The sequence below is a fragment of the Nocardia sp. CNS-044 genome (assembly GCF_059570515.1).
The window spans coordinates 1648386-1675229 of record NZ_JCANSX010000005.1 but is presented as its reverse complement, the minus strand read 5'-3'; the positions used below and the strand labels follow the sequence as shown (position 1 = coordinate 1675229).

The following is a 26844-nucleotide window of genomic DNA, read 5'->3' as shown; positions in this document are numbered from 1 at the left end:
CTCCTCCCCATGAGCCGAAAAATGGACTCCCGCAGGGTATCCGGCGGCCCCGTCCGCACGAAACCGATTTTTCGCTCGAAAACCCCTCTGAGCCCTGTCGACCTGGGCTTTTCTACTCGCGGGTAGCCCACCGTGGGTTAGAAGGACCGACTGCTACTGGTTACACTCCGAAGCCATGACGAGTGTCCAGCAGCAGTCCGCATCCGGTTCGGCGGGCGAACCCGATATCCACACCACCGCCGGGAAGCTGGCCGACCTGCGGAATCGGCTGGAAGAGGCCAAGCACCCGATGGGTGAGGCCGCGGTCGACAAGGTGCACGCCAAGGGCAAGATGACCGCCCGCGAACGCATCCTCGCGCTGCTGGACGAGGGCTCTTTCGTGGAACTCGACGCGCTCGCCCGGCACCGCAGCGTCAACTTCGGGCTGGAGAACAACCGGCCGCTCGGCGACGGCGTGGTGACCGGTTACGGCACCATCGACGGCCGCGACGTGTGCATCTTCAGCCAGGACGTCACCGTCTTCGGCGGCAGCCTCGGCGAGGTGTACGGCGAGAAGATCGTCAAGGTGATGGACCTCGCGCTCAAGACCGGCCGCCCGCTGATCGGCATCAACGAGGGCGCGGGCGCGCGCATCCAGGAGGGCGTCGTCTCCCTCGGCCTCTACGGCGAGATCTTCCACCGCAACATCCAGGCCTCCGGCGTGATCCCGCAGATCTCGCTGATCATGGGCCCGGCCGCGGGCGGACACGTCTACTCCCCCGCGCTCACCGACTTCGTGGTGATGGTCGACGGCACCAGCCAGATGTTCGTCACCGGTCCGGACGTCATCAAGACGGTCACCGGCGAGGACGTCACCATGGAGGACCTCGGCGGCGCGCACACTCACATGACCAAGTCCGGCGTCGCGCACTACGTGGCCTCCGGCGAGCAGGACGCGCTCGACTACGTCAAGGACCTGCTCAGCTACCTGCCGAGCAACAACCGCGCCGAGGCGCCGCGCTTCGCGCCCACCGACCCGATCGACGGCGCCATCGAGGACTCGCTCACCGAGGAAGACCTCGAGCTGGACTCGATCATCCCGGACTCGCCGAACCAGCCGTACGACATGCACGAGGTGATCCGTCGCCTGCTCGACGACGACGAGTTCCTCGAGGTGCAGGCCGAGCGCGCGATGAACATCATCGTCGGCTTCGGCCGCGTCGACGGCCGCAGCGTCGGCATCGTGGCCAACCAGCCCACCCAGTTCGCCGGCTGCCTCGACATCGACGCTTCTGAGAAGGCCGCGCGCTTCGTGCGCACCTGCGACGCGTTCAACATCCCGATCATCACCCTGGTCGACGTTCCCGGCTTCCTGCCCGGCACCGGCCAGGAGTACAACGGCATCATCCGGCGCGGCGCGAAGCTGCTCTATGCCTACGGTGAGGCCACTGTGGGCAAAATCACCATCATCACCCGCAAGGCCTACGGCGGCGCCTACGACGTCATGGGTTCCAAGCACATGGGCGCCGATGTGAACCTCGCCTGGCCGACCGCTCAGATCGCCGTGATGGGCGCTTCCGGCGCCGTCGGATTCGTCTACCGCAAGCAGCTGCAGCAGGCGGCCAAGGACGGCAACGACGTCGATGCGCTGCGGCTCGAGCTGCAGAACGAGTACGAGGACACTCTCGTGAACCCGTACGTCGCCGCGGAGCGCGGTTACGTCGACGCGGTCATTCCGCCGTCGCACACTCGCGGCCAGATCGTGTCCGCGTTGCGACTGCTGGAGCGCAAGATGGTGACCCTTCCGCCCAAAAAGCACGGCAACATCCCGCTCTGAGTCAGCGATAACCTCGGTAGCCCGCGCACACTGGTTGCAGACGCAATGAGTGAATCCGAGGATGATTACCGCGTCATCCCATTTCGGGTAGCGCAAGACGCCCGATGGAGCTAGAGGAAGGATCTGGCACTGTGACGACCGTGGCAGAAGAAGACGTGTTGACCGCCGCCGAGTTGGATCTCGCAGTCGACCCGATCGCGGACGAGGTCGAGTCGGTCACCGCCGACGCGTCCACCCCGACCGCCGAGGCGGGCGAGCAGCCGTTCATTCGAATCGTCAAGGGCTCGCCGTCCGACGAGGAGGTCGCCGCACTGGTGTGCGTGCTGACCGCCGCCGCGAACGCGGCGAGCGCACCGGCCGCCACCGGCCCCGCCGACATGTGGGGCCGCCCGACCGCGATGCACCGCGGCACGTCACCGTTCTCGCCGTACGCCTTCCCGCACCTGTCCACCCGTCGGTGACGACGACGCTGGTTCTCGCGTCCGCGTCACCGGCGCGCAGGGAGGTGCTGCGCTCGGCGGGCATCGACCCGGTGGTGCGCATCTCCGATGTGGACGAGGACGCGGTCGCCGCGGCCCTGCCCGCCGACACCACCCCGCAGACGGTCGTCGTCGAGCTGGCCAGGGCCAAGGCGGTCGCGGTCGCCTCGGTCGTCCCCGAATACGCCGCCGACTGCGTCGTGGTCGGTTGCGATTCCATGCTGCTGGTGGACGGCGTTCTCCAGGGCAAGCCGCACACCCCCGAGGTGGCGCGGGCCCGCTGGGCCGAGATGGCCGGGCGCAGCGCCGATCTGATCACCGGGCACTGTGTGCTGCGGCTGGTCGACGGCGAGATCGTCGCCGAATCCGTGGACTGCAGTTCCACGACAGTGCATTTCGCCAAGCCGGAACCGGACGAGCTGGACGCCTACATCGCCACGGGCGAGCCGCTCCAGGTGGCGGGGGCGTTCACGTTGGACGGGCTCGGCGGCTGGTTCGTCGACCGGATCGAGGGCGATCCGTCGAGCGTCATCGGTATCGGCCTACCACTGCTGCGCCGACTGCTTGGCGACGTTGGGGTCGCCGTTGCGCAGTTGTGGCGCCACACGGCCCAGTAGCGGCGGCGTGAGGGGCGCTTCCGCGCCGCCTGCCTCGGCGCCGACGGGCACCGAGGCCGCCTCGCGATTCTCCTGATTCCGGCGGGCCAGGTATTCGAGCCGGGTCACGCACAGCTCGGGTTCCACGAACGGGTGCAGCCGGACGTTCACCTCGCCGCGCGCGCCGTTGCGGTCCAGCACTTCTCTGATCAAACCCAGATGCACGCCGCACACCACCTCGGAGTGGGTGCGAGCCAGTTCTCGCAGCGGGCAGGCGGTCATCCGGATCACCGCTTGGCCGGAGGTCTCGGCGGCGGCATCGCGCTCCGGCGCGAACCCGAGCTCCGAGAGCAGCGTCATCGTGACTTCTCTGGCGTCCTCCAGGGACTCCACCGCGTGATCACCGGCGTCGAGCTTGGCGCCCCAGGCCCGACCCGCCGCGACGGCGGCCTCCGAGCGGCGGCGCGGATCGGGACCGAGCTGGTCGGCGAGCACCTGCGCCAATTCCTGATAGCCGACCGAGCGCTGCACCGCGCTGTAGCCGATGCGCGGACGGCCGCGGCCACGCGGTGGCTGCTGGAATTGGCGGACCAGGGATTCCTTGGTGAGCACGTCGAGGTGAAACCGCACCGTCGTGACGTGTTGCCCGGTGATTCTGGCCAGCTCCTGGGCGTCGAGAGGCTCGCTTGCGCCACGTAGGATCGCGAGCAGTCGCCGCCGCGGCCAAGAATCGGACATAGCTCACCCCTCCTCCCGGGAGACTTTATCGGATGAGGGTGCGATTTATTCGCCCAATCAGCCGATTCGTGATCTGAAACGAGTTTCACAATCGCCTCACATTTAACATCGCTGTGAGACCTGAACCGCCGTAACCACCGTCTACCTCGTGTGAAGGACCCATATCGTGCCCGTCGCCCCGGACTCACATCCCTCATTCGGAACGTACGCACATCCTCACCGACTAGTAACCACAGAGTGGCTGTCGGCAAACATAGGCGCGCCGGGACTCAGGATCGTCGAGTCCAACGAGGACATCTTGCTGTACGACATCGGACACGTGCCGGGAGCCGTCAAGATCGATTGGCGCGGTGATCTCAACGATCCGGTCACGCGTGACTATATCGACGGCGCCCGTTTCACCGAACTGATGCGGGCCAAGGGCATCTCGCGCGACGACACGGTGGTCATCTACGGGGATCGGGGCAACGCCCAGGCGGCGCACACATTGTGGCTGTTCACGCTCTTCGGGCACGAGGACGTGCGGCTGCTCGACGGCGGGCGTGAGGCGTGGATCTCCGAGGAGCGCGACACCACCTTCGACACCCCGAATCTCCCGGTCAGCGACTACCCGACGGTGCGCCGCGACGACACGACCGCGCGCGCCTTCCGCGAGGACGTGCTCGCCCACCTGGGCAAACCGCTGCTCGACGTGCGCTCGCCCGAGGAGTACTCCGGCGAACTCACCCCCAAGCCGGACAACCCCGAGGACGCGGCGCTGCGCGGCGGCCACATTCCCACCGCACTGAACATCCCGTGGGACTCCTCGCTCCACTCCGACGGGCGTTTCCGCTCGCGCGCGGAGCTGGACACCACCTACGCGCCCCTCGACGACGCCGACGACTTGGTCGTCTACAGCCGCGTCGGCGAGCGTTCGAGCCACACCTGGTTCGTGCTGACCTATCTGCTCGGGTACAAGAAGGTCCGCAATTACGACGGCTCTTGGACCGAATGGGGCAATTCGGTGCGGATGCCGATCGCCAAGGGGGCTGAACCGGGCGAGATTCCGGCGGGAACGCCCCGGCGCGGGCGGGGAAAGTAAGCCGTACCTGCGGCCACGCGCGGGCCTGCTGTCGGACTGCGTCCGGCAGCACTCGATCGGCCGAACAGGGCTTCGATCACAACAGATGCGAATGTGTGATGCGCGACCTACTGTTCAGTAGGGCTATCCGAGTTCGGTGTCTGTTGGCAGACTGCCTACACTCGCCCCAGACGAAATTGTCGACAGGGCGCGGAGCCTGCGCGGTGTTCCGAACCCACCGGGAACGGAGCCTGCGCGGTCCCACCCGCGAAGCGACCAGAAGAATGCAACCAGGAGGCTCAGTGCCCAGCCATGCCAGCGCGCGGATCACGAAGGTACTCGTAGCTAATCGAGGCGAGATCGCCGTGCGCGTGATCCGGGCGGCCAAGGACGCCGGCATCGCCAGTGTCGCGGTGTATGCCGAGCCCGACGCCGACGCGCCCTTCGTGAAGCTCGCCGACGAGGCGTTCGCGCTGGGCGGCCAGACCTCGGCCGAGTCGTACCTCGTGTTCGACAAGATCCTCGACGCCGCCGCCAAGGCGGGCGCCGACGCGATCCACCCGGGCTACGGCTTCCTCTCGGAGAACGCCGACTTCGCCCAGGCCGTGCTCGACGCCGGCCTGATCTGGATCGGTCCCTCGCCGCAGTCCATCCGCGATCTGGGCGACAAGGTGACCGCCCGCCACATCGCCGAGCGCGCGAACGCGCCGATGGCCGCGGGCACCAAGGACCCGGTCAAGAACGCCGACGAGGTCGTCGAGTTCGCCAAGAAGTACGGCGTGCCGGTCGCGATCAAGGCCGCGTTCGGTGGCGGCGGTCGCGGCATGAAGGTCGCGCACTCCATCGAGGAGATCCCCGAGCTGTTCGAGTCGGCCACCCGCGAGGCGGTCGCCGCGTTCGGTCGCGGTGAGTGCTTCGTCGAGCAGTACCTGGACAAGGCCCGCCACGTCGAGGCGCAGGTCATCGCCGACAAGCACGGCAACGTCGTGGTCGCCGGTACCCGCGACTGCTCGCTGCAGCGCCGGTTCCAGAAGCTGGTCGAGGAGGCGCCCGCGCCGTTCCTGTCCGACAAGGTGCGCGCCGAGATCCACGAGTCCGCCAAGCGGATCTGCCGCGAGGCCCACTACTACGGCGCGGGCACCGTCGAGTACCTGGTGCAGGGCGACACCGTGTCGTTCCTCGAGGTCAACACCCGCCTGCAGGTCGAGCACCCGGTCACCGAGGAGACCGCGGGTATCGACTTGGTGCGCCAGCAGTTCCGCATCGCCAACGGCGAGGAACTGGACATCAAGGAAGACCCCACCCCGCGCGGCCACTCCTTCGAGTTCCGCATCAACGGCGAGGACGCGGGCCGCGGCTTCCTGCCCGCCCCCGGCCCGGTCGAGGTCTACCGCGAGCCGTCGGGCCCCGGTGTGCGCGTGGACTCCGGCGTGGTCGCGGGCAGCGTGATCGGCGGACAGTTCGACTCGATGCTGGCCAAGCTGATCGTCACCGGCGAGAACCGCACCCAGGCGCTGGAGCGCGCCCGGCGCGCGCTGGCGGAGTTCGAGGTCGAGGGCCTGGCCACCGTCATCCCGTTCCACCGCGCCATCGTCGAGGACCCGGCGTTCATCGGTGACGGCGAGAAGTTCGACGTCTACACCAAGTGGATCGAAACCGAGTGGACCAACAACATCGAGCCCTACACCGGTAGCGCCGCCCCCGCCGAGGAGGACGAGGACCTGCCCCGGCAGAAGGTCGTCGTCGAGGTCGGCGGCCGTCGCGTCGAGGTCTCGCTGCCCGGCAACTTCACCGTGGGCGCGGGCGCCGCGGGTGCGGCGAGCAACGGCGCCGGCGTGATCCGCAAGAAGCCGAAGCCGCGCAAGCGTGGCGGTGCGGGCGGCGGCGCGGCCTCCGGTGACGCGGTCACCGCGCCGATGCAGGGCACCGTGGTCAAGGTCGCCGTCGAGGAGGGCCAGACCGTGGAAGCGGGCGACCTCATCGTGGTGCTCGAGGCCATGAAGATGGAGAACCCCGTCAACGCGCACAAGGCGGGCGTCGTGTCCGGTCTCGCCGTCGAGGCGGGCGCCGCGATCACCCAGGGCACCGTGCTGGCCGAGATCAAGTAAGGCGACGTACGGCTGCGCCAACCGAATGTAGGTCGCGCCCTCGTGGCCGACCGCACCGCACGAGAGCGGGCGATGGACAACGGAGTCCGCGCCCGCTCTTGTCGTATCGTGGTTCGGTGACCAGCTCTACCGTGGCCGAGATCATCCGCGGCCGCAGCGCCACCGGTTCCCGCGCGGACGGGCATCGCCTCGCGCTCGTCATCGAAGGTGGCGGCAGCCGCGGCGTCTACTCCAGCGGCATGGTGCAGGCGCTCGAGGAACTCGGCGTCTCCGGGGTGTTCGACGCGGTCTACGGCACGTCGGCGGGCGCGATCAACGGCGCTTGGCTGCTGTGCGGGCGGGCCGTGCCGGGGATGCGGTCCTGGTCGAATCCGGAGATCATGCGGCGGGTGATCGATCCGAGCAGGCTGTTTCGCGGCGGCGCCGCCTTCGACGTGCGGTACCTGGTGCATCGGGTCTACGACGGCCTGGAGCCCATGGACTTCCCGGCGATCCTGAACAACCCCACCACCTTCCACCCCATCGGCACCGACATCCGCACCGGCAACGCCATCGACCTGCGCCCGCACATCTACGACAAGCGCACCCTCATGCGGGCGCTGCGGGCCAGTGCGAACCTGCCGATCCTGGCCGGTCCGCCCGTCACCTTGGACGGCGTCCCATACCTCGACGGCGGCATCGCCGAGCCGATCCCGATCCACAGCGCGGTGCGCGGCGGCGCCACCCACTGCCTGGTGCTGCGCACCCGCCGCGCCGACGAGTCGCGCCCGCCCGCCTCCCGCGTGCACCAGATGGTCGGCGGCAACTACCTCCGCCTGCGCGCCCCCGGCGCCTACCGCGCCTGGCTGCGCCGCCCGCAGCAGGAAGAGGCGGAGAACGCCCTGCTGGCCTCTCTCGGCGACGCGGTCCTGCAGATCCACCCGCCCGCCGACGCCCCCACCGTCGAAGGCACCGCCCGCGACACCGACCTGCTCACCAAGGCGCTGGAACTCGGCCGCCAGGCGGTCCACTCGACCCTCGCCCGCGTCGACGCCGCCTGACCGCGGCACTGTCCGACCCGGTCCCTCGACAGTCTCCTCGGCCTCCGATGTCCGCGGGCAGTGGCCGCCGACGAGCCACGTCGCAGCGACCCGACTCCCGCGTCGCTCGGGACCGGTCGTCGCGGCCCGGTCTGGCGTCATGAGCAGGACGTAGCCGCCGAGCGGATTGCTCTCGGGACGCGCGGGCAGTCAAGGGCGCTTCTTCGCCTGCGCATGCTGTTCGGACGAGGCGTCCGGGGGCTTTCGCTGCGCGTCACGATGTGGACTACGGGCCGATGCGTAGGCAACGGGCCGTTATCCGGTCGGAGAGCCGCAATCGCTTCTCGATCGGCGAATCGACGCGGCTCAGTCGAGGGCGACGGTGACGCCGTCGGAGAGGACGAAGTCGTGGAGTTCGAGGTGGGCCGGGGTGCTGCCGGGTGGCACGTCGAAGACCAGCACGGTGGTGGCCGACGCGCCGGGGCGCAATTCGAAGGAGTGCCCGAGGCGGGACTGCATGGCCTGCCAGGCGGTGGCGGTCGTGTCGTGGTCGATGGCGTTGCCTTGGGCGTCGAACAGCTTCTGGCCGAAGGGCAGGAACCACTTCGTCTCGTCGGAGATGTTGCGGACGGCGAGGGTGACGATCAGGAACGCGCCCTGCGCCGATTGCAGACCGACGCGCGCGACTCCCGACTTCACGTCGGTCACCGCGAACTCGAACTTGCCGTCCCGCACCGCGCTGTACGCCGGGGCGGGGACGTCCGGCTGGTTCGGCGCGGGCTCCGGCCCCTCCTCGACCATCGCGGCGGGCGGCGGCGCGGTCGTGGTCTCGTTCCCACCGACCGCGGCGATCAACGCCAAGCAGCCCGCGGCGAAGACGAAGGGCGCCAAGAAGATCACGACCAAGGCACCGATGACCTTCCGCAGCACCCCGCCCCGCTTGCGCCGCGGCATTCGCTGCGGAGGCGGGGCGACGTACGCGGGCCCGCGCGACGGCCACACCGGCCCGAGCGACCTCGGCCGCCGAACAACCGGGGCCGGCTTGCGGCGCAGGTACCACCGCTTGCCGTAGGGGTGCGGGACCGGCACACCCGGCGTCGAGACCGGTGGCGCGTAGCCCAGCGGCGCGACACCTTGTGGGGCAACTCCTGACGGCGCACGTCCCCATGCCGAGGCGCCTGGTGAGTTCCGCGGCGCGACATCCGACCCGGCACGACTCCCGGCCAGGGAACTCGGCGAATGGTCTGGCGCGAGGGCCTGCGGCGCGACTGTGGTCTGCACGAGCGTGGGCGTAGGGCCCGGCACGGGCATGACCTTCGTCGGCTTTGGCCCCTCGACCGCCGCACGCCGCGCGCCTCCGGCCACAGGCGGACCGCCGACCGGCCGCCCCGCAGCGCTACTCGCCGCCGACGGCGCACTTCCCGATGGAACATGCTGGGCCACATCAGCCGAAACGACCTCGCGAGCCGCGCGAACGAACTCCCCCGCGCTGGCGTACCGGTCCCCCGGCTCTTTCGCCATCCCCCGCGCGATGATCGCGTCGAGCCCGGCCGGGACCGCCGCGTTCACCGACGACACGCACGGCGGATCGGTCATGAGGTGCCCGCGCATCTGCTGGGCCGGGTCGGTGTCGCCGTAGGGGCGACGGCCGGTGAGGGATTCGTAGAGGACGCAAGCCAGGGAGTAGACGTCGGCGCGCGCGTCGGCGTGACCGCTGAAGCGTTCGGGCGCCATGTAGGCCCAGGTGCCGATCGCCAGACCCGTTGTGGTGACCGAGGTCTGGCCCGCGCCGCGCGCGATGCCGAAGTCGATCAGGTAGGTGAAACCGTCGGGTGCCACGAGGATGTTGGAGGGCTTGACGTCGCGATGCACCAGCCCGGCACGATGGGCCGCGTCCAGCGCGGTCGCGACCTGCCCGAGGATGTCGAGGGCCACGCTCGCTTCGAGCGCTCCGCTCTCGGTCAGCCGCGCCGCGAGGTCGGTGCCCTCCACGAATGCCATCTCGATGAACAGCCGCCCGTCGACGGCACCGTGCCGGTGGATCGGCACGATGTGCGGATCGCGCAGTGCGGCGGCGACCTGAGCCTCGCGCTCGAAACGCGTCCGGTACACCGCGTCCGCAGCGAGTTCGGCGGGCAGCAGCTTCAGCGCGACGCGCCTGCGGTCGGTGGTGTCGTAGGCCAGCCAGACCTGTCCCATCCCGCCCTTGCCGAGAAGCCGTTCCAGCCGATAGCGACCGAATCGCGCCGCAGTCATCGCGAACCTCCCAGTCACCATCGACATCCGCCGCGCCGACGCGGACTCCCGAATGCCGGGGCACACTACCGAAAGTCCAGCTCACGACATCGCTGCCGCGGGCACAGCCTTACAGGGAGCGTACCCCCGCCGACCATCTCGGACAGTGTGAGCTGGCCGACTCCCCCGCGAGCCCCGCCTCGCGGGTGCGCGAGGCCGCGCGCGCTAGCCTTTCCCCATGGACGAGCTGCCCGACATCCGGATCGGCACCGCGGAGCGGGAGCACGCGATGCGGCGGCTGTCGGACAACTTCGCCGCTGGTCGCCTCAGTGTCGCGGAATTCGACGAGCGCAGCGCCGTGATCGCCGCGGCGGTGACCCGCGCCGACGTGGACCGTGTCTTCGCGGACCTGCCGCCGGAGCCCGCGGCCGTCGCCGCTCCCGCCGAACGCAAATCCCGGCCGCTCGACGAATGGTTGGACCGGGCGATGGCCGCGATCCCGATCGTCGCGCTCATCCTGTTCTTCGTCACCGGCAGCTGGCTGTGGTTCCTCGCGATCCCACTGGCCGGCGCTCTCTTCTTCGGCACACGACACGGAAAGCACTGATGGAACCCATCGAGATCAACGCGGGCAGCTGGTACCTGCGCGCCCTGCGCGCCGACGAACGGATCGACGACCGCCCGGCGCTCGCCGCAGGCGGAATCACCGACCCCGACTACGTCGCCCAGCGAACCGCCCAGTGGGACAAGGAAACCCACTACTCCTGGGCCGTCTGCGAACCGACCACGGCGGAGATGGTCGCCGAGATCGTCGTCACCCCGGCCGGAGACGGCACCGCCGAACTCACCGGCTGGTCCCGCGAAGGCTACGAGCCCGCGCTCGACGCCGGTCGCACGGCGGTCGGTCGCTTCGTCGAAGGCGGGTTGGGCCTGCGCCTAGCTGCGAACGACTGACAACGGCGGCCGACAGACCGGGCGAAATCCGCACACAACCGAGGTCGTCGGAGCGCCCAGGCCCTGTCTCGAAGTCCCATCCGCGGACTTCGACACTGGGCCTAGCGCATGACCCCCGTGTGCCCGGTCGAATAACGCCCCGGCTGCGGCCACACGGTGAGCCCGTGCGGTCCGCGGCCCACCGGGATGCGGGCCAACAGTTTCCACTCGACGATGTCGATCGCGTAGACCTCGCCGTGGTGGCGTCCGGAGGCCCAGAAGATCCGGCCGTCGACGGAGATGTTGCCCATGTCCGGGCTGCCGCCGCCGGGCACGAACCATTTGTGCACCAAGCCGTTCGCCGCGAAGTCCCAGACCGAGATGCTGCCCTCGTGCCGGTTGGTGATGATCATCTGCTTGGAGTCGCGGGTGATGTAGAGGCCGTGCGCGCCGTCCCCGGTGGGCACGAAGCCCTTGCTCTCGAAGGTGAGCGCGTCGAAGACGTAGAGGCCGCCCGCCGCCATGTCGGCGACGTAGAAGGTGAGCCCGTCCGGCGAGAGTTTCACGTCCTGCGGCTTGCCCGAGCGGCCGCCCGCGAGATCGATGGTCTTGATCAGCTTGCGTTCCGCGACGTCGAAAACCTGCATGCGGCCGATGAATTCGCAGCTGGCGAGCGCGAAACGGCCGTCGGCCGTGAAGTCCATGTGGTCGACGCCCGCGCAGTCGGGCACCGGAAGGGCGTGTACTTTCTGCCAAGTCTTCGGGTCGTAGAAGTCCAGCGACTTGTCCGCCTCGGCGACGACGAGCGCGAACTTGCCGTCGGGCGTGTAGTACATGTTGTAGGGGTCCCGGACCGGGAAAGGCTCGCCGGGCAGGCCGGTGCGCGGGTCGATCGGCCGCAGGCTGCCGCCGCCGATCGGCAGGTCGTTGGTGACGTAGAGCGTCTGCATGTCGTAGGACGGCACCACGTGCTGTGGCTCCTCGCCGCCCGCCGCGAAGGTGTCGATCACCTGGAAGGTGTTCTGGTCGATCACCGTGACGGTGTGCGACTGGCTGTTGGGGACGTACACCAGCGGCCGGTGATCGGCGACCGTTGGGCTCAGCTCCCGGTTGGCCGCGTACACGTCGGTCGCCGAGAGCGGCGGCGGCATGCCCGGCAACAGGTTGGCGATGTGCGGGGGCGGCGGCGCGGAGGTTGGGGCCGCGACCGCCGAGGTCGTGGACTCCGTGGCGACGATGCCCGCCTCACTGGTAGTAGTGCAGCTGGTCACCGCCGCCACGGCGGCCAAGGACGCGAATATCCCGCGAGGTGCGCCGCATCGGTTCACGCGCCTGCACCGTGCCTGTGAGGAGTGAGACGACATGTGAGCGAAGCCTACGGGCCGAACAGCCATTTCCCGGCTATCCACGCCGACCCGGTCTCCCGCCGCCTCACTCGACCGAACCGAGCACCCTTTCCAACGCGTCGACGGCGGCGTCCAGCTGCGCCGCGGTGACCGTCAGCGGCGGCCGGAACCGGATGCCGCGCTCGCCGGTGCCGAGGATCAGCACGTTCTCCCGCTCGCGCAGCGCCGTCAGCACCGCGTCGCGCAGGTCCGCCGTCGCCAGGGTGATGGCGCACATCAGACCGCGTCCGCGCGGCTCGGTGACGCGCGGATGATCCGCCGCGAGCCCCTCCAGCCTGCGCAGCAGGTGCTCGCCGAGTGGCCGGGAGGCCTCGATGAGTCCGTCGCGTTCGATCACCTCGAGGATGCGACGGGCCCGCACCATGTCGGTGAGGTTGCCGCCCCACGTCGAGTTGAGCCGCGAACTCACCGCGAAGACGTGGTCGGGGATCTCGTCGACCCGGCCACCCGCCATCACGCCGCACACCTGGGTCCGCTTGCCGAAGGCGACCACGTCGGGCGCGAGCCCGAATTGCTGGTAGGCCCAAGTGGTTCCGGTCATGCCGACGCCGGTCTGCACCTCGTCGAGGACGAAAAGCGCGTCGTTCTCGTGGCAGAGCCGCTGCACGGCGAGCAGGAACTCCGGGCGCAAGTGCCGGTCGCCGCCCTCGCCGAGGATCGGCTCGGCGATGAAACACGCTATGTCGTGCGGGTTTTCGGCGAACGCGCGGCGCGCCTGGTCCAGCGCCTGCGCCTCGGCGGCCTCGATGTCACGCCCCGGGGCCAGGTAAGGCGTCTCGATGCGCGGCCAATCGAACTTCGGGAAGCGGGCGGTCTTGACCGGGTCGGTGTTGGTCAGCGACATGGTGTAGCCGGTGCGGCCGTGGAACGCGCCGGTCAGATGCAACACCTGGGTGCCGAGATCCGGTGACCTGCCACCGGATTCGTTGTGTCGGCTCTTCCAGTCGAACGCGACCTTGAGCGCGTTCTCCACGGCGAGGCCGCCGCCATCGATGAAGAACAGGTGCGGTAGCCGCGGATCGCCGAGCACCCGCGCGAACGTCGCGACGAACCGCGCCATCTCCACGGTGTACATGTCGGAGTTGGAGGGTTTGTTCAGCGCGGCCGTCGCCAGCTCCGCGCGGAAGTCCGGGTCGTCGGCCAGCGCGGGATGGTTCATGCCCAGCGCGTTGGACGCGAAGAAACCGAACATGTCGAGGTAGGTGCTGCCGTCGCGTTCGTCGACGAGGCGGCAGCCGCGGGAGTTCGTCAGGTCCAGCACCATATCGAATCCGTCGGCGAGGATATGCGCCGACAGGATCTCGTGTACCCGGGTCGCGGGGGTGACCGGTGCCGTGTCACCACCCGATCGGGTGCGCTCCAGTTCGAGGGTCACACCAGTAGGGTACGAAAAGATTTACGGAATCTCTACAAGATTGCGGATTAATTACGCTCTACGGCTACCTGTCGTAGAATGTCTGCAGGATGATGGTGCTGCGCGTCCGGACGTTGGCGGTCGCCCGGATCTCCTGGAGCAGCTGCTCCAGATGCCTCGGCGATGCGACCCGTACCAGCAACACGTAGCTCTCGTCACCCGCCACCGAGTGGCATGCCTCGATACCCGGGATATGTTGCAGCACAGCGGGGGCGTCATCCGGCTGCGACGGGTCGAGAGGAGTGATCGCGACGAATGCCGAGAGCAGCTGTCCAAGTGCCTCCGGATCGACATGCGCTGTGTAGCCGCGGATCACGCCGCGCGCTTCCAGCCTGCGCACCCGAGACTGCACCGCGGAGACCGATAGGCTCGCCTTCTCGGCCAGGTTCGACAGGGTGGCGCGACCATCGGCCATCAGTTCACGAATCAGCAGGCGATCGATGTCATCGAGTACGGGTCTTGCCGGTGTATCCGCCATCAGTGGAGGCTAACCCAGTGAGCGCTGCTCGTGTCGAAAACCTCCACTCGTTCACTTCCGGCAACCTGGTAGCACCGGGTGCATGCCCACAGCGGAAACCAAAGCCGAAGCGGAGCAATCGATGACGAACACCCTGAGCGACCAGCTGACCCGCGATCTCGCCGACCGCGCGGCAACCCTCTTGCGCGGCCTCGGCGCCGAGCCGCCCGAGGACGGAGAGCTGACCGCCCGCACCCCCATCACCGGCGGTGTGCTCGCCACTCTGCCCGCCGACTCGTCCGCGTCCGTCGACGCGGCCATCGGACGCGCCGCCGCGGCCTTCGGCGCCTGGCGCACGGTGCCCGCGCCCGCCAGGGCGGCGGTTGTGCGCAGGCTCGCCGAACTGCTCACCGCGCACAAGACCGAACTCGCCCAGCTGGTCACCTTGGAGGCGGGCAAGATCGGCCCCGAGGCGGTCGGCGAGGTGCAGGAGATGATCGACATCTGCGAGTTCGCCATCGGGCTCTCGCGCCAGCTGTACGGGCGCACGATGCCCTCCGAGCGGCCCGGGCACCGGCTGATGGAGACCTGGCATCCGCTCGGCGTCGTCGGGGTGATCTCGGCCTTCAACTTTCCGGTGGCGGTCTGGGCATGGAACACCGCGATCGCGCTGGTGTGCGGCGACACGGTGGTGTGGAAGCCGTCCGAGACCACCCCGCTCACCGCGCTCGCCTGCCACACACTGCTACGCCGCGCGGCGGCCGACGTCGGCGCGGATCCGCAAGTGCACCAACTGATTCAGGGCGGTTCCGAGGTCGGCGCCCGGCTGGTGGACGACGAGCGGGTCGCGCTGCTCAGCGCCACCGGTTCGGTGCGGATGGGTCGCATCGTCGCGCCGCGGGTGGCCGCGCGTTTCGGCCGCTGCCTGCTGGAACTCGGCGGGAACAACGGCGCCGTCGTCACGCCGTCGGCCGATCTGGAGCTGGCGGCGCGCGCCATCGTGTTCGCCGCCGCGGGCACCGCGGGGCAGCGCTGCACCACGTTGCGACGGCTGATCGTCCACGTCGACGTGGTCGGGCCGCTGCTCGATCGCGTCGAGAAGGCGTACCGGCAACTGCGCGTCGGCAATCCGCTCGACGACGGGGTGCTGGTCGGCCCGCTGATCAACGAATCCGCGCACACGAGCATGCGGGCGGCGATCGACCGCGCCCGCGCCGACGGCGGCGAGTTGGTCTGCGGCGGTGAGCCGGTACCCGGGTTCAGCGAGCACGCCCACTACGTGCGCCCGGCCATCGTGCGGATGCCCGCCCAGACCGCCGTGGTGCGCGAGGAGACCTTCGCGCCGATCCTCTACGTGCTCACCTACCACGACTTCGACCACGCCATCGCGCTGCACAACGCAGTGCCGCAAGGACTTTCGTCCGCGGTCTTCACCGGCGACCAACGCGAGGCCGAACGCTTCCTGGCCGCCGACGGCTCCGACTGCGGCATCGCCAACGTCAACATCGGCACCTCGGGCGCCGAGATCGGCGGCGCGTTCGGCGGCGAGAAGAACACCGGCGGCGGCCGCGAATCCGGCTCCGACTCGTGGAAGGCCTACATGCGCCGCGCCACCAACACCGTCAACTACTCCACCGAACTACCACTCGCCCAGGGCATCCAGTTCGGCTGAAACCACCCCCGACCAGGCGATTAGGTGCCACACCCTGCCCGTGTGTAAGGTTGAGACTACCGACGCGGGGTGGAGCAGCTCGGTAGCTCGCTGGGCTCATAACCCAGAGGTCGCAGGTTCAAATCCTGTCCCCGCTACAAACGAAAGCGGCCCGGAACAACACGTTCCGGGCCGCTTTCTTGCGTCTGGCGTCGATCAGCTCCTAGATGTTACCGTCGGTAACAGTAGTTCTCGCATCCGATGAAAGGGGCAGGCAATGGGGCTCGCCCACTCCGCCGCCAGCACGATGGACCGCGACATCGAAGACGCCGAGTACGCGGCGAAGTTGACGACGTTGTCCGAAGGGTCGGTGGAACGGCACTTCGACCCGTACGTCGACATCGATTGGGATTCGGCGGATTTCGCTGTCGATCCGACCGATCGGCGGTGGATCCTGCCCGACGCGGACCCGCTCGGGCGGCACCCCTGGTACCAGGCGCAGCCGGAGGAGCGGCGGATCGCCATCGGGATGTGGCGGCAAGCGGGGATCGCGAAGGTCGGACTGCACTTCGAGCAGTTGCTGATCCGCGGGATCATGCAGTACGCGGCCCGGCTCGACAACGGCGATCCGGAGTTCCGATTCATCACCCACGAAGCGGCCGAAGAGTGCAATCACACCCTGATGTTTCAGGAGATGATCGACCGGATCGGCATGGACGTCGTGGGCATGGGGTCGATCGATCGCAAACTCACCCTCGCGATCTGGCCGACCGTGGTGTACTTCCCCGCGCTGTTCTTCACCATGGTCCTCGGCGGGGAAGAGCCGATCGACCACATGCAGAAGGCGATCCTGCGCTCCAGCGCGGACATGCATCCGATGGTCGCCAGGGTGATGCAGATCCACGTCGCCGAGGAGGCGCGCCACATCTCGTTCGCCCACGAGTACCTGCGCAAGAACGCCCCGCGGCTGGACCCGGTGCGCAAGACAGCGCTGTCGGTGCTGACGCCGATCGTGATGCGCGTGATGTGCGAGATGATCATGACGCCGCCGGTCGAGTTCCGCCGCGAATTCGACATCCCGAAATCGGTGATCGACGACTTGTACTGGCGCAGCGAAGAATCCCAGGCGACCCTGCGCGGCATCTTCGCCGACGTCCGCGCCCTCGCCACGGACTCCGGTCTGATGAACCCGGTGGCGAAGCTCGCGTGGAAACTCTGCGGAATCGACGGCCGCTCGTCCCGCTACCGCAGCGAGCCTGAACGCTGAACCCGGGATCCGCGGTGGACCCCGGATTCCACCGGGGTCCACGTCCGCACGGCCAAGCTGGTCGTCGGCGATTACGAGGTGAGCAGCGAGGTCGGCACAAGCCTCGGAAGTGCCTGCCCGGTGCGGTATTACGGCAGGCGTCAGATCCGCGGCGGCTCGATGCCGAGTTCGCGCAACCGCTCGGCGTACTCCGCGACGTTCGCGAGTTTGATGTTCTCGTAACCGCGGACGACGTCGGGGAGGGCGGCGGCATGGACGGCTCGGTCGTAGCCGTCGGCGTCCAGATCGTTGGCGAGCGCGGTCACCATGCGCACGTAGTGGTCGCGAAGTTCGCGTTCGACGCGGCGGACGTGGGCGTAGCCGAAGGGGTCGAAGGCGGTGCCGCGCAGGCGCTTTCCCTTGGCGAGCAAGCGCAGGGCCAGGTGGCTGCGCGGGCCCATGCCGATCTTCTTCTCCCGGCCGAGCGCCCGTAGGACGGGCGGGTGCAAACGGTAGGTGAGGTTCGCGCCGTCGGGCACCTGGGCGGCGACCTCGGCGAGGAACGCGGGATCGGTCAGTCGCCGCGCCACCTCGTATTCGTCCTTGTAGGCGGTCAACTTGTACAGCCCGCGCGCCACCTGCTCGCTGAATTCGGTGCGGTCGGTGACCCGCCGTTCGGTGTCCCAGATGTGCCGCACGGTGCGCACGTAGTCGCGCGCCACCGCGACGCTCTGGAATCCGATCAGCTCGGCCGCGCGCAGCTCGACCAGCCGCCGCGTCTCCCCGGTCGCGGTGAACCCGTCGAACAGATCCGCGGGCACCACGACCCGCGCTGGCTCGGGCTTGCTGCGCGCGGTGGCGGCGGCGAACTCCGCGGGCCGCGCGATCGCGATCCTGCCCCAGCGGAAGGCCGAGATATTGGCGGCGACGGCGACGCCGTTGATCTCGATGGCCTCCTCGATCGCCGACGCGGGCAGCCGCAGTCCCCCACTCTGATACGCCGCCCCGACCAGCAGGAAGTTGGCGGCCGCGGTATTGCCGAAGAGCACCTCGGCGGCCGCGAGCGCGTCGAACGAGCCGACCACCTTCGCCGCCCGCGCCAGCCGGGCGAGCAGCGACGACTCGTCCGGATAGGTGACGGACTTGTCGTAGACCATGTCGCCGGTGGGCGTCTTGCTCGTCGAGGCCACCGCGATGGTCGCGGTCGGCGAACCGTAGGCCAGGTTCTTGTCGTCGGTCGCGGCGAGCAGGTCGAACGCGATGACGCAGTCCGCGGAACCGGGGGCGAGCCGGTTGGCGGGCTCCAGCGCGTCCGCCGCGAACCGCAGGTGCGACACGACCGGTCCGGCCTTCTGGCTCAGGCCGATCTGGTCGAGGCTCGCCACGTCGTAGCCCGCCCGCAGCGCCGCCGTCGCCAGCACCTGGTTCACGGTCACGATGCCGGTGCCGCCGATCCCCGCGAGGAAGACGTTCTGCGTGCCGGTCGGCGCCTCGAGCGCGAGTTCCGGCAGGCGTGGCGGCTGCGGACGGCGAACCTCCTTGCGCCGCTTGCGTTCCGCCGGGTCGGGCAGCTCCACAGTGACGAAGGAGGGGCAGTCGCCGTCCATGCAGCTGTAGTCGGTGTTGCATGAGGTCTGATCAATGCGCGTCTTGCGGCCGAACTCGGTGTCGACCGGCTGCACCGAAAGACAGTTGCTCTTCACGCCGCAATCGCCGCAGCCCTCGCACACCGCCTCGTTGATGACCACCCTGGTCCGCCGGACCGGCAGCGCGCCGCGCTTGCGCTTGCGGCGCGCGTCGGCCGCGCAGTGCTGGTCGTAGACGAGCACGGTGACGCCGGGAATCTCGCGCAGCATGCGCTGGGCCTCGTCGAGCCGATCACGGTGCCACAGCAGCGTGCCCGGAGCGAGATCGCGCTTGCGGTAGCGCTTGGGTTCGTCGGCGCACACGATGATCTTCCGCACGCCCTCGACGCTGAGCTTGTGGGTGAGCCTCGGAACGCCGATGGAGCCCTCCGCGTCCTGCGCCCCTGTCATCGCGACCACGTCGTTGTGCAGCAGCTTGAAGGTGATGTTCACCCCCGCCGCGACGCAGGCCTGCACCGCCAGCTGCCCGGAGTGGAAATACGTTCCGTCACCGATGTTCTGGAACAGATGACCCACGTCGGTGAAGGGCGCCTGACCGATCCACTGCGCCCCTTCGCCGCCCATCTGGGTCAAGCCGGTGACGGCGCTGTCGGCGCGACCGGACAGAGTCACCATGGTGTGGCAGCCGATCCCGCCACCGGCCAGCGAGCCTTCCGGCACCGCCGTCGAGCGGTTGTGCGGGCAGCCGCTGCAAAAGTACGGTGCGCGTTTGGCGGACAGCACCGAAAGCGACAGCGGCTGCGGCAGGGCCCTTTTCATCTCCAGGTAACCGGCGAGGGCTCGGCGCAGCGGGCCCGCGATGCGACCGGAGGTGAGTTCGCCATTGGGGCTGAACAACACTCGCCCATCGGCATCGGTCTTGCCGAGGATCTCGGGCGCATCGGCACGGCCGTAGAGGATGTCGCGAATCTGCGTCTCGATGAACGCGGTCTTGTCTTCGACGACGACGATCCGCTCCAGCCCGTCCGCGAACTGCCGGACACGTTCGGGCGCAATGGGATACGGCATGCCGATGCGCAGCAGCCGGACTCCGGCTCGGGACAGGTCGGCGTCGTCCACGCCGAGATCGACCAGCGCTTGGCGCATCGCGTCGAAAGTGGTTCCGGTGGCGGCGATGCCGATCCTGGCGCGCGCCGGGTTCACCTCGATGACGTCCAGCTCGTTGACGGTGCTGTAGGCCTTCACCAGTTCCCAGCGCGGTCCGTACAGGTCGGCCTCGGCGACGACGCTGTCGGTCGGCGCGGCCATCGGCCGCTGGAGGTAGGTGAAAGGCCTGCCCTCCCATTCGATCTCCGGGACGGTGATGGCGATGTCGCCGACCGAGCCGTCCACCGTCCATGCGCCGTCGGCCACGTCGGCGACGATCTTCAGCGCCACCAGGCACCCGGATGCCCGCGACAGCGCGACGCCGTGCAACCCCATGGTGATGATCTCGCGCGCGTTGCGCGGAAAGAGCACGGGGATGTTCATCGCCGCCAGCGACCGTTCGCTCACCGCGGGCACGGTCGAGGATTTCGACGCCGGATCGTCGCCGACCAGTAGCAGCACCCCGCCGCGCGCGTTGGCGCCGTACATATTCGCGTGCCGCAGCGCGTCGGTGGCGCGGTCGAGGCCGGGTCCCTTTCCGTACCAGACCCCGACGACGCCGTCGTGTGTCGCGTTGCCCGCGGGCAGTTGCGCTTGGCTGCCCCACACGGAGGTCGCGGCGAGTTCCTCGTTCAGGCCGGGGACGAAGGAGATGTCGTGCTCGGCGAGGACGGTGGGCATTCCGTTGAGCATCTTGTCCACGCCGCCGAGCGGGCTGCCCTGATAGCCGGAGACGAAGGTGCCGACCCGCAGGCCCGCCCGCAGATCGCGCACGTGTTGTTCCACCAGTTGCCGCGCGATCGCCTGCACCCCCGTCAGCACGACGGTGCCGGAGCCGACCCGGTAGCGGTCGGCGAGGTCGTATGGCGCGGTGATCAGATCGCGGTCGGCGAGCTCGGTCATCGGTCCACCCATCCGCTCGGCGCCCGGTCGGAGCGCTTCGCATCGTTGAGCACTTGGTGCCGACATCCTGTCCCGAAAGCGCGGATTGAACAATAGATGGAGTTTCAATTGAGCATTCTGCTCAGCTTGCTCACGCCGTACTGGGCACCGCCTGAGCACGATGCCAGATCGATGTGACCACCACCACATTCACCATCCCGCGGGCCAGTGCGCGTCGGGCGGCCTCGAGCGCATGGCATCGCGTCCAGTCGACGCCGGTTCGTTCAGGTTGGCGAAAGAACCCGAGACTGCCGCGCTCACTCAGCGTCGCTTCAGCCGAGCCGACAACAAGCACGCGAACTACCGCGCCTACTCGGTGACGCTCCACCCAGACAACAAGCACCGCGCCCGGCTTTCCTCGACTAGGAAGGGGTTCGGCGGCCGTCGAGAACACCGGCGCGGGCTGAATCAGCGCGGCAGCCAGCTGGAACCATACCCAGAGCTCTCAGGTTCGAAGCCTGTCCCCGCTACTGGGAAAATCGGCCCCGGAGCCACTGACTCCGGGGCCATTTCAGTTTGCCCGTTCCGGCATTCGGCAGCTCGGGCCTCTCCCGTCCGCCCAGAGAACGCGACTCGGCGAACTCCCGCGCGTCCCGCGATATCTGAGCGAAATGCATTGTGACCACGGCATTCACATTGGTAGCACTTCCGAATATATCGCTTGGTTACCCGAATACCGCCACTCCCCATTACCCTTCTCTCTGCTCGACGAAAGTTATTGCGTCGCCGTTCTTTCAGTGACTAGGGTTACTCGGGACATTCGGCCCATGCCGGTTCTCGAACCTGGCACCGGCCGGTTCCGCACGGCGGCAGCGATGCCCAGAGGTAGGCAAGATCATCGGTGATAAGCAGCAGAATTCAACGGCTATTACCGACCGGCATGTGGTCCCGCCCCCTCGGCGTCCGAACCAGGTTGCTGGCGATCGTCCTCATCCCCAGCGTCGCGCTGCTCGGGCTCGGCATCGGCGCCACCTGGTATCTGGTGAAAGCCGGTCGCAACGCGGCGTCTTGGGCCGAGCTGGCCAGTTCCGTCACCACCCCGGCGATCCTGATGATCGAGGCGTTCCAGGAGGAACGTCGCGCCTCGCTGCTGCACTTGGCGGGCGACGACGACGCGACCAACACGCTGTCCGCCGCCCGCAAGAATTCCGACGAGGCGCTGGCCGCGCTGGGCGCCCTGGGCGAGACCGCTTCTGAACTGCGTCCCGACCTCGCGGGCGATATCGACAGCTACGACGTGCTCTACCAGCAGCTGCCCACTCTGCGCGGCGGCGTCGACGCGCACGCCGTGCCTTCGGCGCAGGTATTCCTCGCCTTCAACCAGATCATCGACACCATCGTGCTCGCCTCGCTGCTGGCCGCCGAGGTGGCGCCGGACGCCGAGATCGCCGTCGAGCTGTACAAGGGTGTGCACGCGCTGCGCGCGGCCGAAGCGGTATCGCGGGCGAGCGCGATCGGCTCGGCGGCGCTCATCTCGGAGCAGATCACCCCCGAACAGCTGACCGACTTCAGCCGCTACGTCGGCGACGGCCGCGGCGAGGTCACCTACGCGACAACGGTGCTGAGCGGAAAGCGCCAAGCACAGCTTCAGGAGATCACAGCCAGCCCCACCTGGCGGCAGCTGACCGCGATGGAAGACGCGATCATCCAGCGCGGCACCCACAGCGGCGAGTCCGACGGTTCCACCGCCGACACGTCCGGCAGGCAGTCCACCTCCCGCACCACCCGCGCGGCCGACACCCCGCCGCCGCTGCCGCTCGGCATCGGCGAATGGCAGCAGTCCGCCACCGCCGTGCGCTCGCAGCTGCTGAAGCTGTGGGAGGACCAGAGCCGCGACGCTCACCGCACCGCGGAGAGCACCGGCGAGGAGATCGCCCGCAACTCCCTCTACGGCGGCCTCGCCGTGCTCGCGGTGACGCTGCTGGCCTTCCTCGCCGCGCTGCTGCTCGCCAACCGCTTCATCGGCCGCATGCACCGGTTGCGCCGCGACACCCTGGAACTCGCCGACGAGCGCCTGCCGGAGACCATCCGCAGGCTCGGCGAGGGCGACCAGGTCGACCCGCAGGAGGTCGCGCGCCTGGACTACGGCGGCGACGAGATCGGTCAGGTGGCCGACGCGTTCAACCGCGCCCACGTGGCGGCGGTGTCGGCCGCGGTCGCCGAATCGAAGACGCGGGCGGGCGTCGCCGCGGTCTTCCTCAATATCGCGCACCGCAGCCAGGTGATGGTGCACCGTCAGCTGGCGCTGCTGGACAAGGCCGAACGCGAGGAGGAGAACCCCGCCCGCCTCGACCTGCTCTTCCAGCTCGACCACCTGGCCACCAGGGCACGGCGCAACGCCGAGAACCTCGTCATCCTCGGCGGCGAACAGCCGGGTCGTCGCTGGCGCAACCCGGTGCCGCTGATCGAAGTGGTGCGCAGCGCTGTCGCGGAAAGCTTGGACTACACTAGGATTCAGATCGGCAAGCTGCCCGAGGTACGCGTGTCGGGCACCTCGGTGGCCGACCTCATCCACCTCATCGCCGAGCTGACCGACAACGCGACCGCCTTCTCCCCGCCGGAATCGCGGGTCGAGGTGACGGGCACGCTGGTCGGCAAGGGCGTCGCCATCGAGATCACCGATCAGGGGCTCGGCATGCCGGAAGCCGAACTGGCCGAACGCAATGCCGTGCTGGCCTCGCCGCCGGACTTCAGCGTCGCCACGCTCTCCAGCGATGCCCGCCTCGGCCTGTTCGTGGTCGGGAAACTGGCCGCGCGGCACGGCATCTCGGTGCGGCTGACCGAATCCGACTACGGCGGCGTGAAAGCCATCGTGCTGGTGCCGACCACGCTGATCGCCACCGGGCAGGAGCCCCCGCGCGAGCAAGCCGCCCGCGAACCGCACGCGCTGGCGAGCAACGGGACGTTCAACGGATTCGCACCGGTCCCCGCTCTCGCCGCGCCGAGCCCCGCGCCAAATGTGGCCGTCGACGCCGGTTCCGGCGATCGACCGGCCCTGCCCAAGCGTCGTCGCGAGACGTCCGCCGGGCCGTCCGCCAGCACGAACGGCGCCGCCGCCACCCGGCCGCGCACCGCCGAGGAGGCGCGCACACTCATGTCGGCCATCGAGAACGGAACCCGGCAGGGTCGCCTGAACCGCGTCGACAACCCGACAGCAACGACCTCCAACCCGCAGGAAGGTGCCGGTGACGACCTCCAAGCCACGTAGTCTCGACTGGTTGCTCGATGATCTCGTCGAACGGCTGCTCGACGTCCGCTATGCCGTCGTGCTGTCGACCGACGGACTGCTCCTCGGCCACAGCACGGCGATGAATCGCTCGGACGCGGAACGCTTCTGCGCGATGGCCTCCACCCTGCACGGCGTGGCGCGCAGCGCGGGCAGCCATTTCGACGCGGGCGGGGTCTGCCAGACGGTGGTGGAGCTCGATCGCGCGGTGCTGTTCATCACGGCGGCGGGCGACAACGCGTGCCTCGCGGTGCTCACCGCGGAGAACGCCAACATGGGCATGGTCGCCTACGAGATGAACCAGACCGTGCAGCGCGTCGGCGCGCACCTATCCGTCGACCCGCGCCCGCAACAGCTCGACGGGGTCGGTTCGCGACGGCCATGAGCGACCGGCGGGAGTCCTGGTTCGACGAGGAGGCGGGCCCCCTCGTCCGCCTCTACGCGGTCACGGGAGGGCGCTCCGGCGGCGGCCGACCCGAGCTGAACATGCTGACGCTCGTGGTGCGCGCCGGATCGCGGACGCTACGCCGCAACGAACCCGAGTACGCCGAGATCGTGCGGCTGGCCCGCGAACCGCAGTCCATCGCCGAGCTGGCCGCGCAGCTGAACCTGCCGCTGACCTCGACCAAGATCCTGGTCGGTGACCTCATCGATGACGGTTTGCTGGACTTCCGCGATCCCGAACCGACGCCGGAGGCGGGGCCGCGGGACATGGATGTGTTGCGCGCGGTGCTCAAGGGAATCAAGGCGCTGTAGCGGCTCAACTCAACCGGGCGGCAAGACGTTTGGCGTTCATATAGGCGATCGCCTCGATCGACACCATGGGGTTCACCCCGGACGCCGTCGGGAAGCAAGAGGCATCCGCGACGACGATGTTGGGCACCTCCCAGGTCGCGCCGTCCGGATCCGCCACCGACATCGCCCGCGAGCCGCCCATCCGCGCCGAGCCCATGATGTGCAGCGCTCCCATCCCGCAGCGGCCGGGTCCGTATCCGGCGGTGAGGCAGGCCGCGACGAATTCCGCGTGCGAGCCGCTGACGCCGGGTTCGTAGGTAGCTCCGGCCTGATGCCCGGAGAAGACGCGCTTCGCGCCCGCGGCTTCGAGAATGCTGGCGGCGCCCGCGATTCCGGTGTGCAGGTGGGCGCGGTCGCGCTCGGAGAGCTTGTACCGCACGACCGGTTCGCCGGAACGGTCCACCGTGACGCGCCCGTGGTCGCGGTCGCGGGTGATCACGCCGACGGCCGCGGTGCGGGCCAGATCCAGCATGGCCGTGCGGTGCTCGGCCGCGCCGCGCCAGTTCATGAAGCCGACCAGCAGACCGGGGTGCAGCGGGCCCGTCTCGTAGATCACGCCGTAGCCGTGCTGGTCCAGATCGCTGTGCTTGCGCGAGATCCTGGTCTGCAGCCCGCCCTCCCACGGCCTGATCTCCTCGTCGAAGACGCCGAACACCGCCGAGGCCGGATGCAGGCGCAGGTAATCGCCGATGTTCTTGTTCCGCAACCCCGATCGGCGCAGCAGCGCGGGCGTCTGGATGGCGCCCGCGGCGACCACCACGGCGCGGGCACGGACCGTGAATTCCGCGCCCTCGGCGGTCACGGCCTGGACGCCTTCGGCCCGGCCGCCCTTCACCTCGACGCGCCGGACGTCGGCGCCGACCACGAGCCGGGCGCCGCGCTCGGCCGCGTCGGCGAGCCAGGTCTTGGTGACCGTCTGCTTCGCGCCGAGCCGACAGCCGTAGCCGCAGCGTCCGCACTCGACGCCCGCGTCGCACGCGTCGGTGACATTGCGCGGCAGCGGGGCGACATCCCAGCCCAGCGCCGCGAGCCCACGTTCCAGCACGCCGTCGCGCGCGGAGCCCGGCGAGCGGTCGTAGGTGACGCCGAGCCGCCGCTCGACGGCGTCCAGCGCCGCGCCGTACTCGTCCTCGGCGAACTGGGTGGCGCCCAGGTTCGCCCATTCCGCGCGCACCTCGTCAGGGGTGCGCAGCGAGGTGCTCCAGTTGACGACCGTGCCGCCGCCCAGGCAGGTGCCCGCGACCAGCGTGAGCTGGCCCTCCGCGGTGGCCGACGGCCCCGGCGCGTACAGCCGCAGCAGCGCGTCGAGCTCGCCCGCGCCGAAATCGGCGTCGTCGTAGTATTCGCCGCGCTCCAGGACGATCACATCGAGACCGGCCTCGGCGAGCACGGCGGCCGCGGCGCCGCCGCCCGCGCCGGAACCGACCACGACGACGTCGCAGTCGAGCGTCTCGTCCGCGCCGGGCCGCACCGGCCGCAAGGCGGGCTTCGGCGCGCCGGGCAACGGGCCGGGCGGAGCGGGATAGCCCATCTCCTTCCACAGCGGGTTGCTGCCGTCGGGTCCCGGCGTCGTGTAGTACGCGAGCAGCGCGGCCTGTTTGAGCGCCTGGAAGATCGCGCGCTTGGCCCCCAGCCGCGATTCGCCGAGTTCGAGCAGCAGCCGTTCGCGATCGGCCTGCGAGCGCGCGGAGAAACGTCGCGGACCCATGCCAGCGAGCAGACCTAAAACCGGGGAATCCCACAGGCCGAGCAGCGTCGCCAGCTGTTTGCGTTCGGCCTCGCGCGGATTGCGGTCGAGCAGCCGGAGCACCACGTCGGCGACGCCGAGCTCGGAGGCGGACGGCAGCGCGAGGCCGTCGCCCGGCGCGAAGGTGTCGCAGATCAGCTCCAGCGCCGCCCGCTGCCCTGCCGTGAGTTCCATGGTGTTCTCCCCGAGACCGAAAAGTGTGGCGGCGCAACCGGAATTACGGCTCACATAGTTTGACGAGCTC

Annotated in this window: 20 protein-coding genes and 1 tRNA gene; 14 read left to right on the top strand and 7 right to left on the bottom strand. The window is 69.1% G+C overall.

Annotated features, from left to right (window positions below; translation table 11 throughout):
- Positions 1-175 precede the first annotated feature (175 nt).
- From T333_RS08310 to T333_RS08300, 3 genes are all read left to right on the top strand, one after another.
- Complete coding sequence (locus T333_RS08310) at positions 176-1816, top strand: acyl-CoA carboxylase subunit beta (protein ID WP_354999950.1); 1641 nt, start codon at positions 176-178, stop codon at positions 1814-1816.
- A 131-nt stretch (positions 1817-1947) separates the two neighbouring features.
- Entirely contained in the window at positions 1948-2277 is a 330-nt protein-coding gene (locus T333_RS08305; protein ID WP_354999951.1) for an acyl-CoA carboxylase subunit epsilon, read from the top strand.
- Positions 2274-2912 (top strand): nucleoside triphosphate pyrophosphatase, encoded by a 639-nt coding sequence (locus T333_RS08300; protein WP_354999952.1) that lies wholly within the window; start codon positions 2274-2276, stop codon positions 2910-2912. The genes T333_RS08305 and T333_RS08300 overlap by 4 nt, the downstream gene beginning before the upstream one ends.
- Here the strand turns inward: T333_RS08300 and T333_RS08295 are convergent.
- A complete protein-coding gene (locus tag T333_RS08295) occupies positions 2838-3629 on the bottom strand; it encodes a helix-turn-helix transcriptional regulator (protein WP_496424067.1) in 792 nt (263 codons plus the stop codon). The two genes, T333_RS08300 and T333_RS08295, sit on opposite strands and share 75 nt — an antisense overlap.
- 166 nt (positions 3630-3795) lie before the next feature.
- Here T333_RS08295 and T333_RS08290 point away from each other — a divergent pair, with 166 nt between their 5' ends.
- From T333_RS08290 to T333_RS08280, 3 genes are all read left to right on the top strand, one after another.
- Positions 3796-4710: a sulfurtransferase gene (locus T333_RS08290; RefSeq protein ID WP_496424066.1), complete on the top strand. Its 915-nt coding sequence runs from the start codon at positions 3796-3798 to the stop codon at positions 4708-4710.
- Positions 4711-4991: 281 nt separating this feature from the next.
- Positions 4992-6797 (top strand): acetyl/propionyl/methylcrotonyl-CoA carboxylase subunit alpha, encoded by a 1806-nt coding sequence (locus T333_RS08285; RefSeq protein ID WP_496424065.1) that lies wholly within the window; start codon positions 4992-4994, stop codon positions 6795-6797.
- Positions 6798-6913: 116 nt separating this feature from the next.
- The gene (locus T333_RS08280) at positions 6914-7837 is read left to right on the top strand and encodes a patatin-like phospholipase family protein (protein ID WP_357251087.1); all 924 of its coding nucleotides are present in this window, start codon (positions 6914-6916) and stop codon (positions 7835-7837) included.
- 345 nt (positions 7838-8182) lie between these two features.
- Here T333_RS08280 and T333_RS08275 read toward each other — a convergent pair whose 3' ends face one another.
- Positions 8183-10072: a serine/threonine-protein kinase gene (locus tag T333_RS08275; RefSeq protein WP_496424064.1), complete on the bottom strand. Its 1890-nt coding sequence runs from the start codon at positions 10070-10072 to the stop codon at positions 8183-8185.
- Between the two features lie 217 nt (positions 10073-10289).
- Between T333_RS08275 and T333_RS08270 the strand changes: the two genes are divergently transcribed.
- Both T333_RS08270 and T333_RS08265 read left to right on the top strand, forming a co-directional pair.
- Entirely contained in the window at positions 10290-10658 is a 369-nt protein-coding gene (locus T333_RS08270; protein ID WP_496424063.1) for a DUF1707 SHOCT-like domain-containing protein, read from the top strand.
- Positions 10658-11005 carry a hypothetical protein gene (locus T333_RS08265; protein ID WP_357251096.1) on the top strand — a complete coding sequence of 116 codons (348 nt, stop codon included), beginning with the start codon at positions 10658-10660 and terminating at the stop codon, positions 11003-11005. Before T333_RS08270 ends, T333_RS08265 begins: the two co-directional genes overlap by 1 nt.
- A gap of 101 nt (positions 11006-11106) precedes the next feature.
- Here the strand turns inward: T333_RS08265 and T333_RS08260 are convergent, their stop codons facing one another.
- The 3 genes from T333_RS08260 to T333_RS08250 form a co-directional block, all read right to left on the bottom strand.
- Positions 11107-12264 (bottom strand): YVTN family beta-propeller repeat protein, encoded by a 1158-nt coding sequence (locus T333_RS08260; RefSeq protein ID WP_496424164.1) that lies wholly within the window; start codon positions 12262-12264, stop codon positions 11107-11109.
- Positions 12265-12415: 151 nt separating this feature from the next.
- Entirely contained in the window at positions 12416-13765 is a 1350-nt protein-coding gene (lat, locus tag T333_RS08255) for an L-lysine 6-transaminase (RefSeq protein ID WP_496424062.1), read from the bottom strand.
- A gap of 64 nt (positions 13766-13829) precedes the next feature.
- Complete coding sequence (locus T333_RS08250; protein ID WP_040686931.1) at positions 13830-14282, bottom strand: Lrp/AsnC family transcriptional regulator; 453 nt, start codon at positions 14280-14282, stop codon at positions 13830-13832.
- 121 nt (positions 14283-14403) lie between these two features.
- On the opposite strand from T333_RS08250, the gene amaB reads away from it, so the two are divergent.
- The 3 genes from amaB to T333_RS08235 all read left to right on the top strand — a co-directional run bounded on the left by amaB (position 14404) and on the right by T333_RS08235 (position 17179).
- On the top strand, positions 14404-15933 hold the full coding sequence (gene amaB, locus T333_RS08245; protein ID WP_496424061.1) for an L-piperidine-6-carboxylate dehydrogenase: 1530 nt from the start codon (positions 14404-14406) through the stop codon (positions 15931-15933).
- Between the two features lie 63 nt (positions 15934-15996).
- Positions 15997-16070 (top strand) — tRNA-Met (locus T333_RS08240).
- A 119-nt stretch (positions 16071-16189) separates the two neighbouring features.
- The gene (locus T333_RS08235; protein ID WP_496424060.1) at positions 16190-17179 is read left to right on the top strand and encodes an AurF N-oxygenase family protein; all 990 of its coding nucleotides are present in this window, start codon (positions 16190-16192) and stop codon (positions 17177-17179) included.
- Positions 17180-17319: 140 nt separating this feature from the next.
- Here the strand turns inward: T333_RS08235 and T333_RS08230 are convergent, their stop codons facing one another.
- Entirely contained in the window at positions 17320-20793 is a 3474-nt protein-coding gene (locus T333_RS08230; RefSeq protein ID WP_496424059.1) for an indolepyruvate ferredoxin oxidoreductase family protein, read from the bottom strand.
- Positions 20794-21712: 919 nt separating this feature from the next.
- Between T333_RS08230 and T333_RS08225 the strand changes: the two genes are divergently transcribed.
- The 3 genes from T333_RS08225 to T333_RS08215 are packed head-to-tail and all read left to right on the top strand — an operon-like array spanning position 21713 to position 24814.
- The gene (locus T333_RS08225; protein ID WP_354999963.1) at positions 21713-24040 is read left to right on the top strand and encodes a sensor histidine kinase; all 2328 of its coding nucleotides are present in this window, start codon (positions 21713-21715) and stop codon (positions 24038-24040) included.
- Entirely contained in the window at positions 24018-24443 is a 426-nt protein-coding gene (locus T333_RS08220; protein WP_141807197.1) for a roadblock/LC7 domain-containing protein, read from the top strand. The genes T333_RS08225 and T333_RS08220 overlap by 23 nt, the downstream gene beginning before the upstream one ends.
- Complete coding sequence (locus T333_RS08215; protein WP_496424058.1) at positions 24440-24814, top strand: DUF742 domain-containing protein; 375 nt, start codon at positions 24440-24442, stop codon at positions 24812-24814. The genes T333_RS08220 and T333_RS08215 overlap by 4 nt, the downstream gene beginning before the upstream one ends.
- A gap of 4 nt (positions 24815-24818) precedes the next feature.
- Here T333_RS08215 and T333_RS08210 read toward each other — a convergent pair whose 3' ends face one another.
- On the bottom strand, positions 24819-26774 hold the full coding sequence (locus T333_RS08210; RefSeq protein WP_496424057.1) for an FAD-dependent oxidoreductase: 1956 nt from the start codon (positions 26772-26774) through the stop codon (positions 24819-24821).
- Positions 26775-26844: the final 70 nt, after the last annotated feature.

Excerpts from the sequence above, each read along its gene's own strand:
- T333_RS08310 (WP_354999950.1), top strand. The coding sequence starts at position 176 with ATGACGAGTGTCCAGCAGCAGTCCGCATCCGGTTCGGCGGGCGAACCC.
- T333_RS08295 (WP_496424067.1), bottom strand. The coding sequence starts at position 3,629 with ATGTCCGATTCTTGGCCGCGGCGGCGACTGCTCGCGATCCTACGTGGC.
- T333_RS08275 (WP_496424064.1), bottom strand. The coding sequence starts at position 10,072 with ATGACTGCGGCGCGATTCGGTCGCTATCGGCTGGAACGGCTTCTCGGC.
- T333_RS08270 (WP_496424063.1), top strand. The coding sequence starts at position 10,290 with ATGGACGAGCTGCCCGACATCCGGATCGGCACCGCGGAGCGGGAGCAC.
- T333_RS08265 (WP_357251096.1), top strand. The coding sequence starts at position 10,658 with ATGGAACCCATCGAGATCAACGCGGGCAGCTGGTACCTGCGCGCCCTG.
- T333_RS08250 (WP_040686931.1), bottom strand. The coding sequence starts at position 14,282 with ATGGCGGATACACCGGCAAGACCCGTACTCGATGACATCGATCGCCTG.
- amaB (WP_496424061.1), top strand. The coding sequence starts at position 14,404 with ATGACGAACACCCTGAGCGACCAGCTGACCCGCGATCTCGCCGACCGC.
- T333_RS08235 (WP_496424060.1), top strand. The coding sequence starts at position 16,190 with ATGGGGCTCGCCCACTCCGCCGCCAGCACGATGGACCGCGACATCGAA.
- T333_RS08230 (WP_496424059.1), bottom strand. The coding sequence starts at position 20,793 with ATGACCGAGCTCGCCGACCGCGATCTGATCACCGCGCCATACGACCTC.
- T333_RS08225 (WP_354999963.1), top strand. The coding sequence starts at position 21,713 with ATGTGGTCCCGCCCCCTCGGCGTCCGAACCAGGTTGCTGGCGATCGTC.
- T333_RS08215 (WP_496424058.1), top strand. The coding sequence starts at position 24,440 with ATGAGCGACCGGCGGGAGTCCTGGTTCGACGAGGAGGCGGGCCCCCTC.
- T333_RS08210 (WP_496424057.1), bottom strand. The coding sequence starts at position 26,774 with ATGGAACTCACGGCAGGGCAGCGGGCGGCGCTGGAGCTGATCTGCGAC.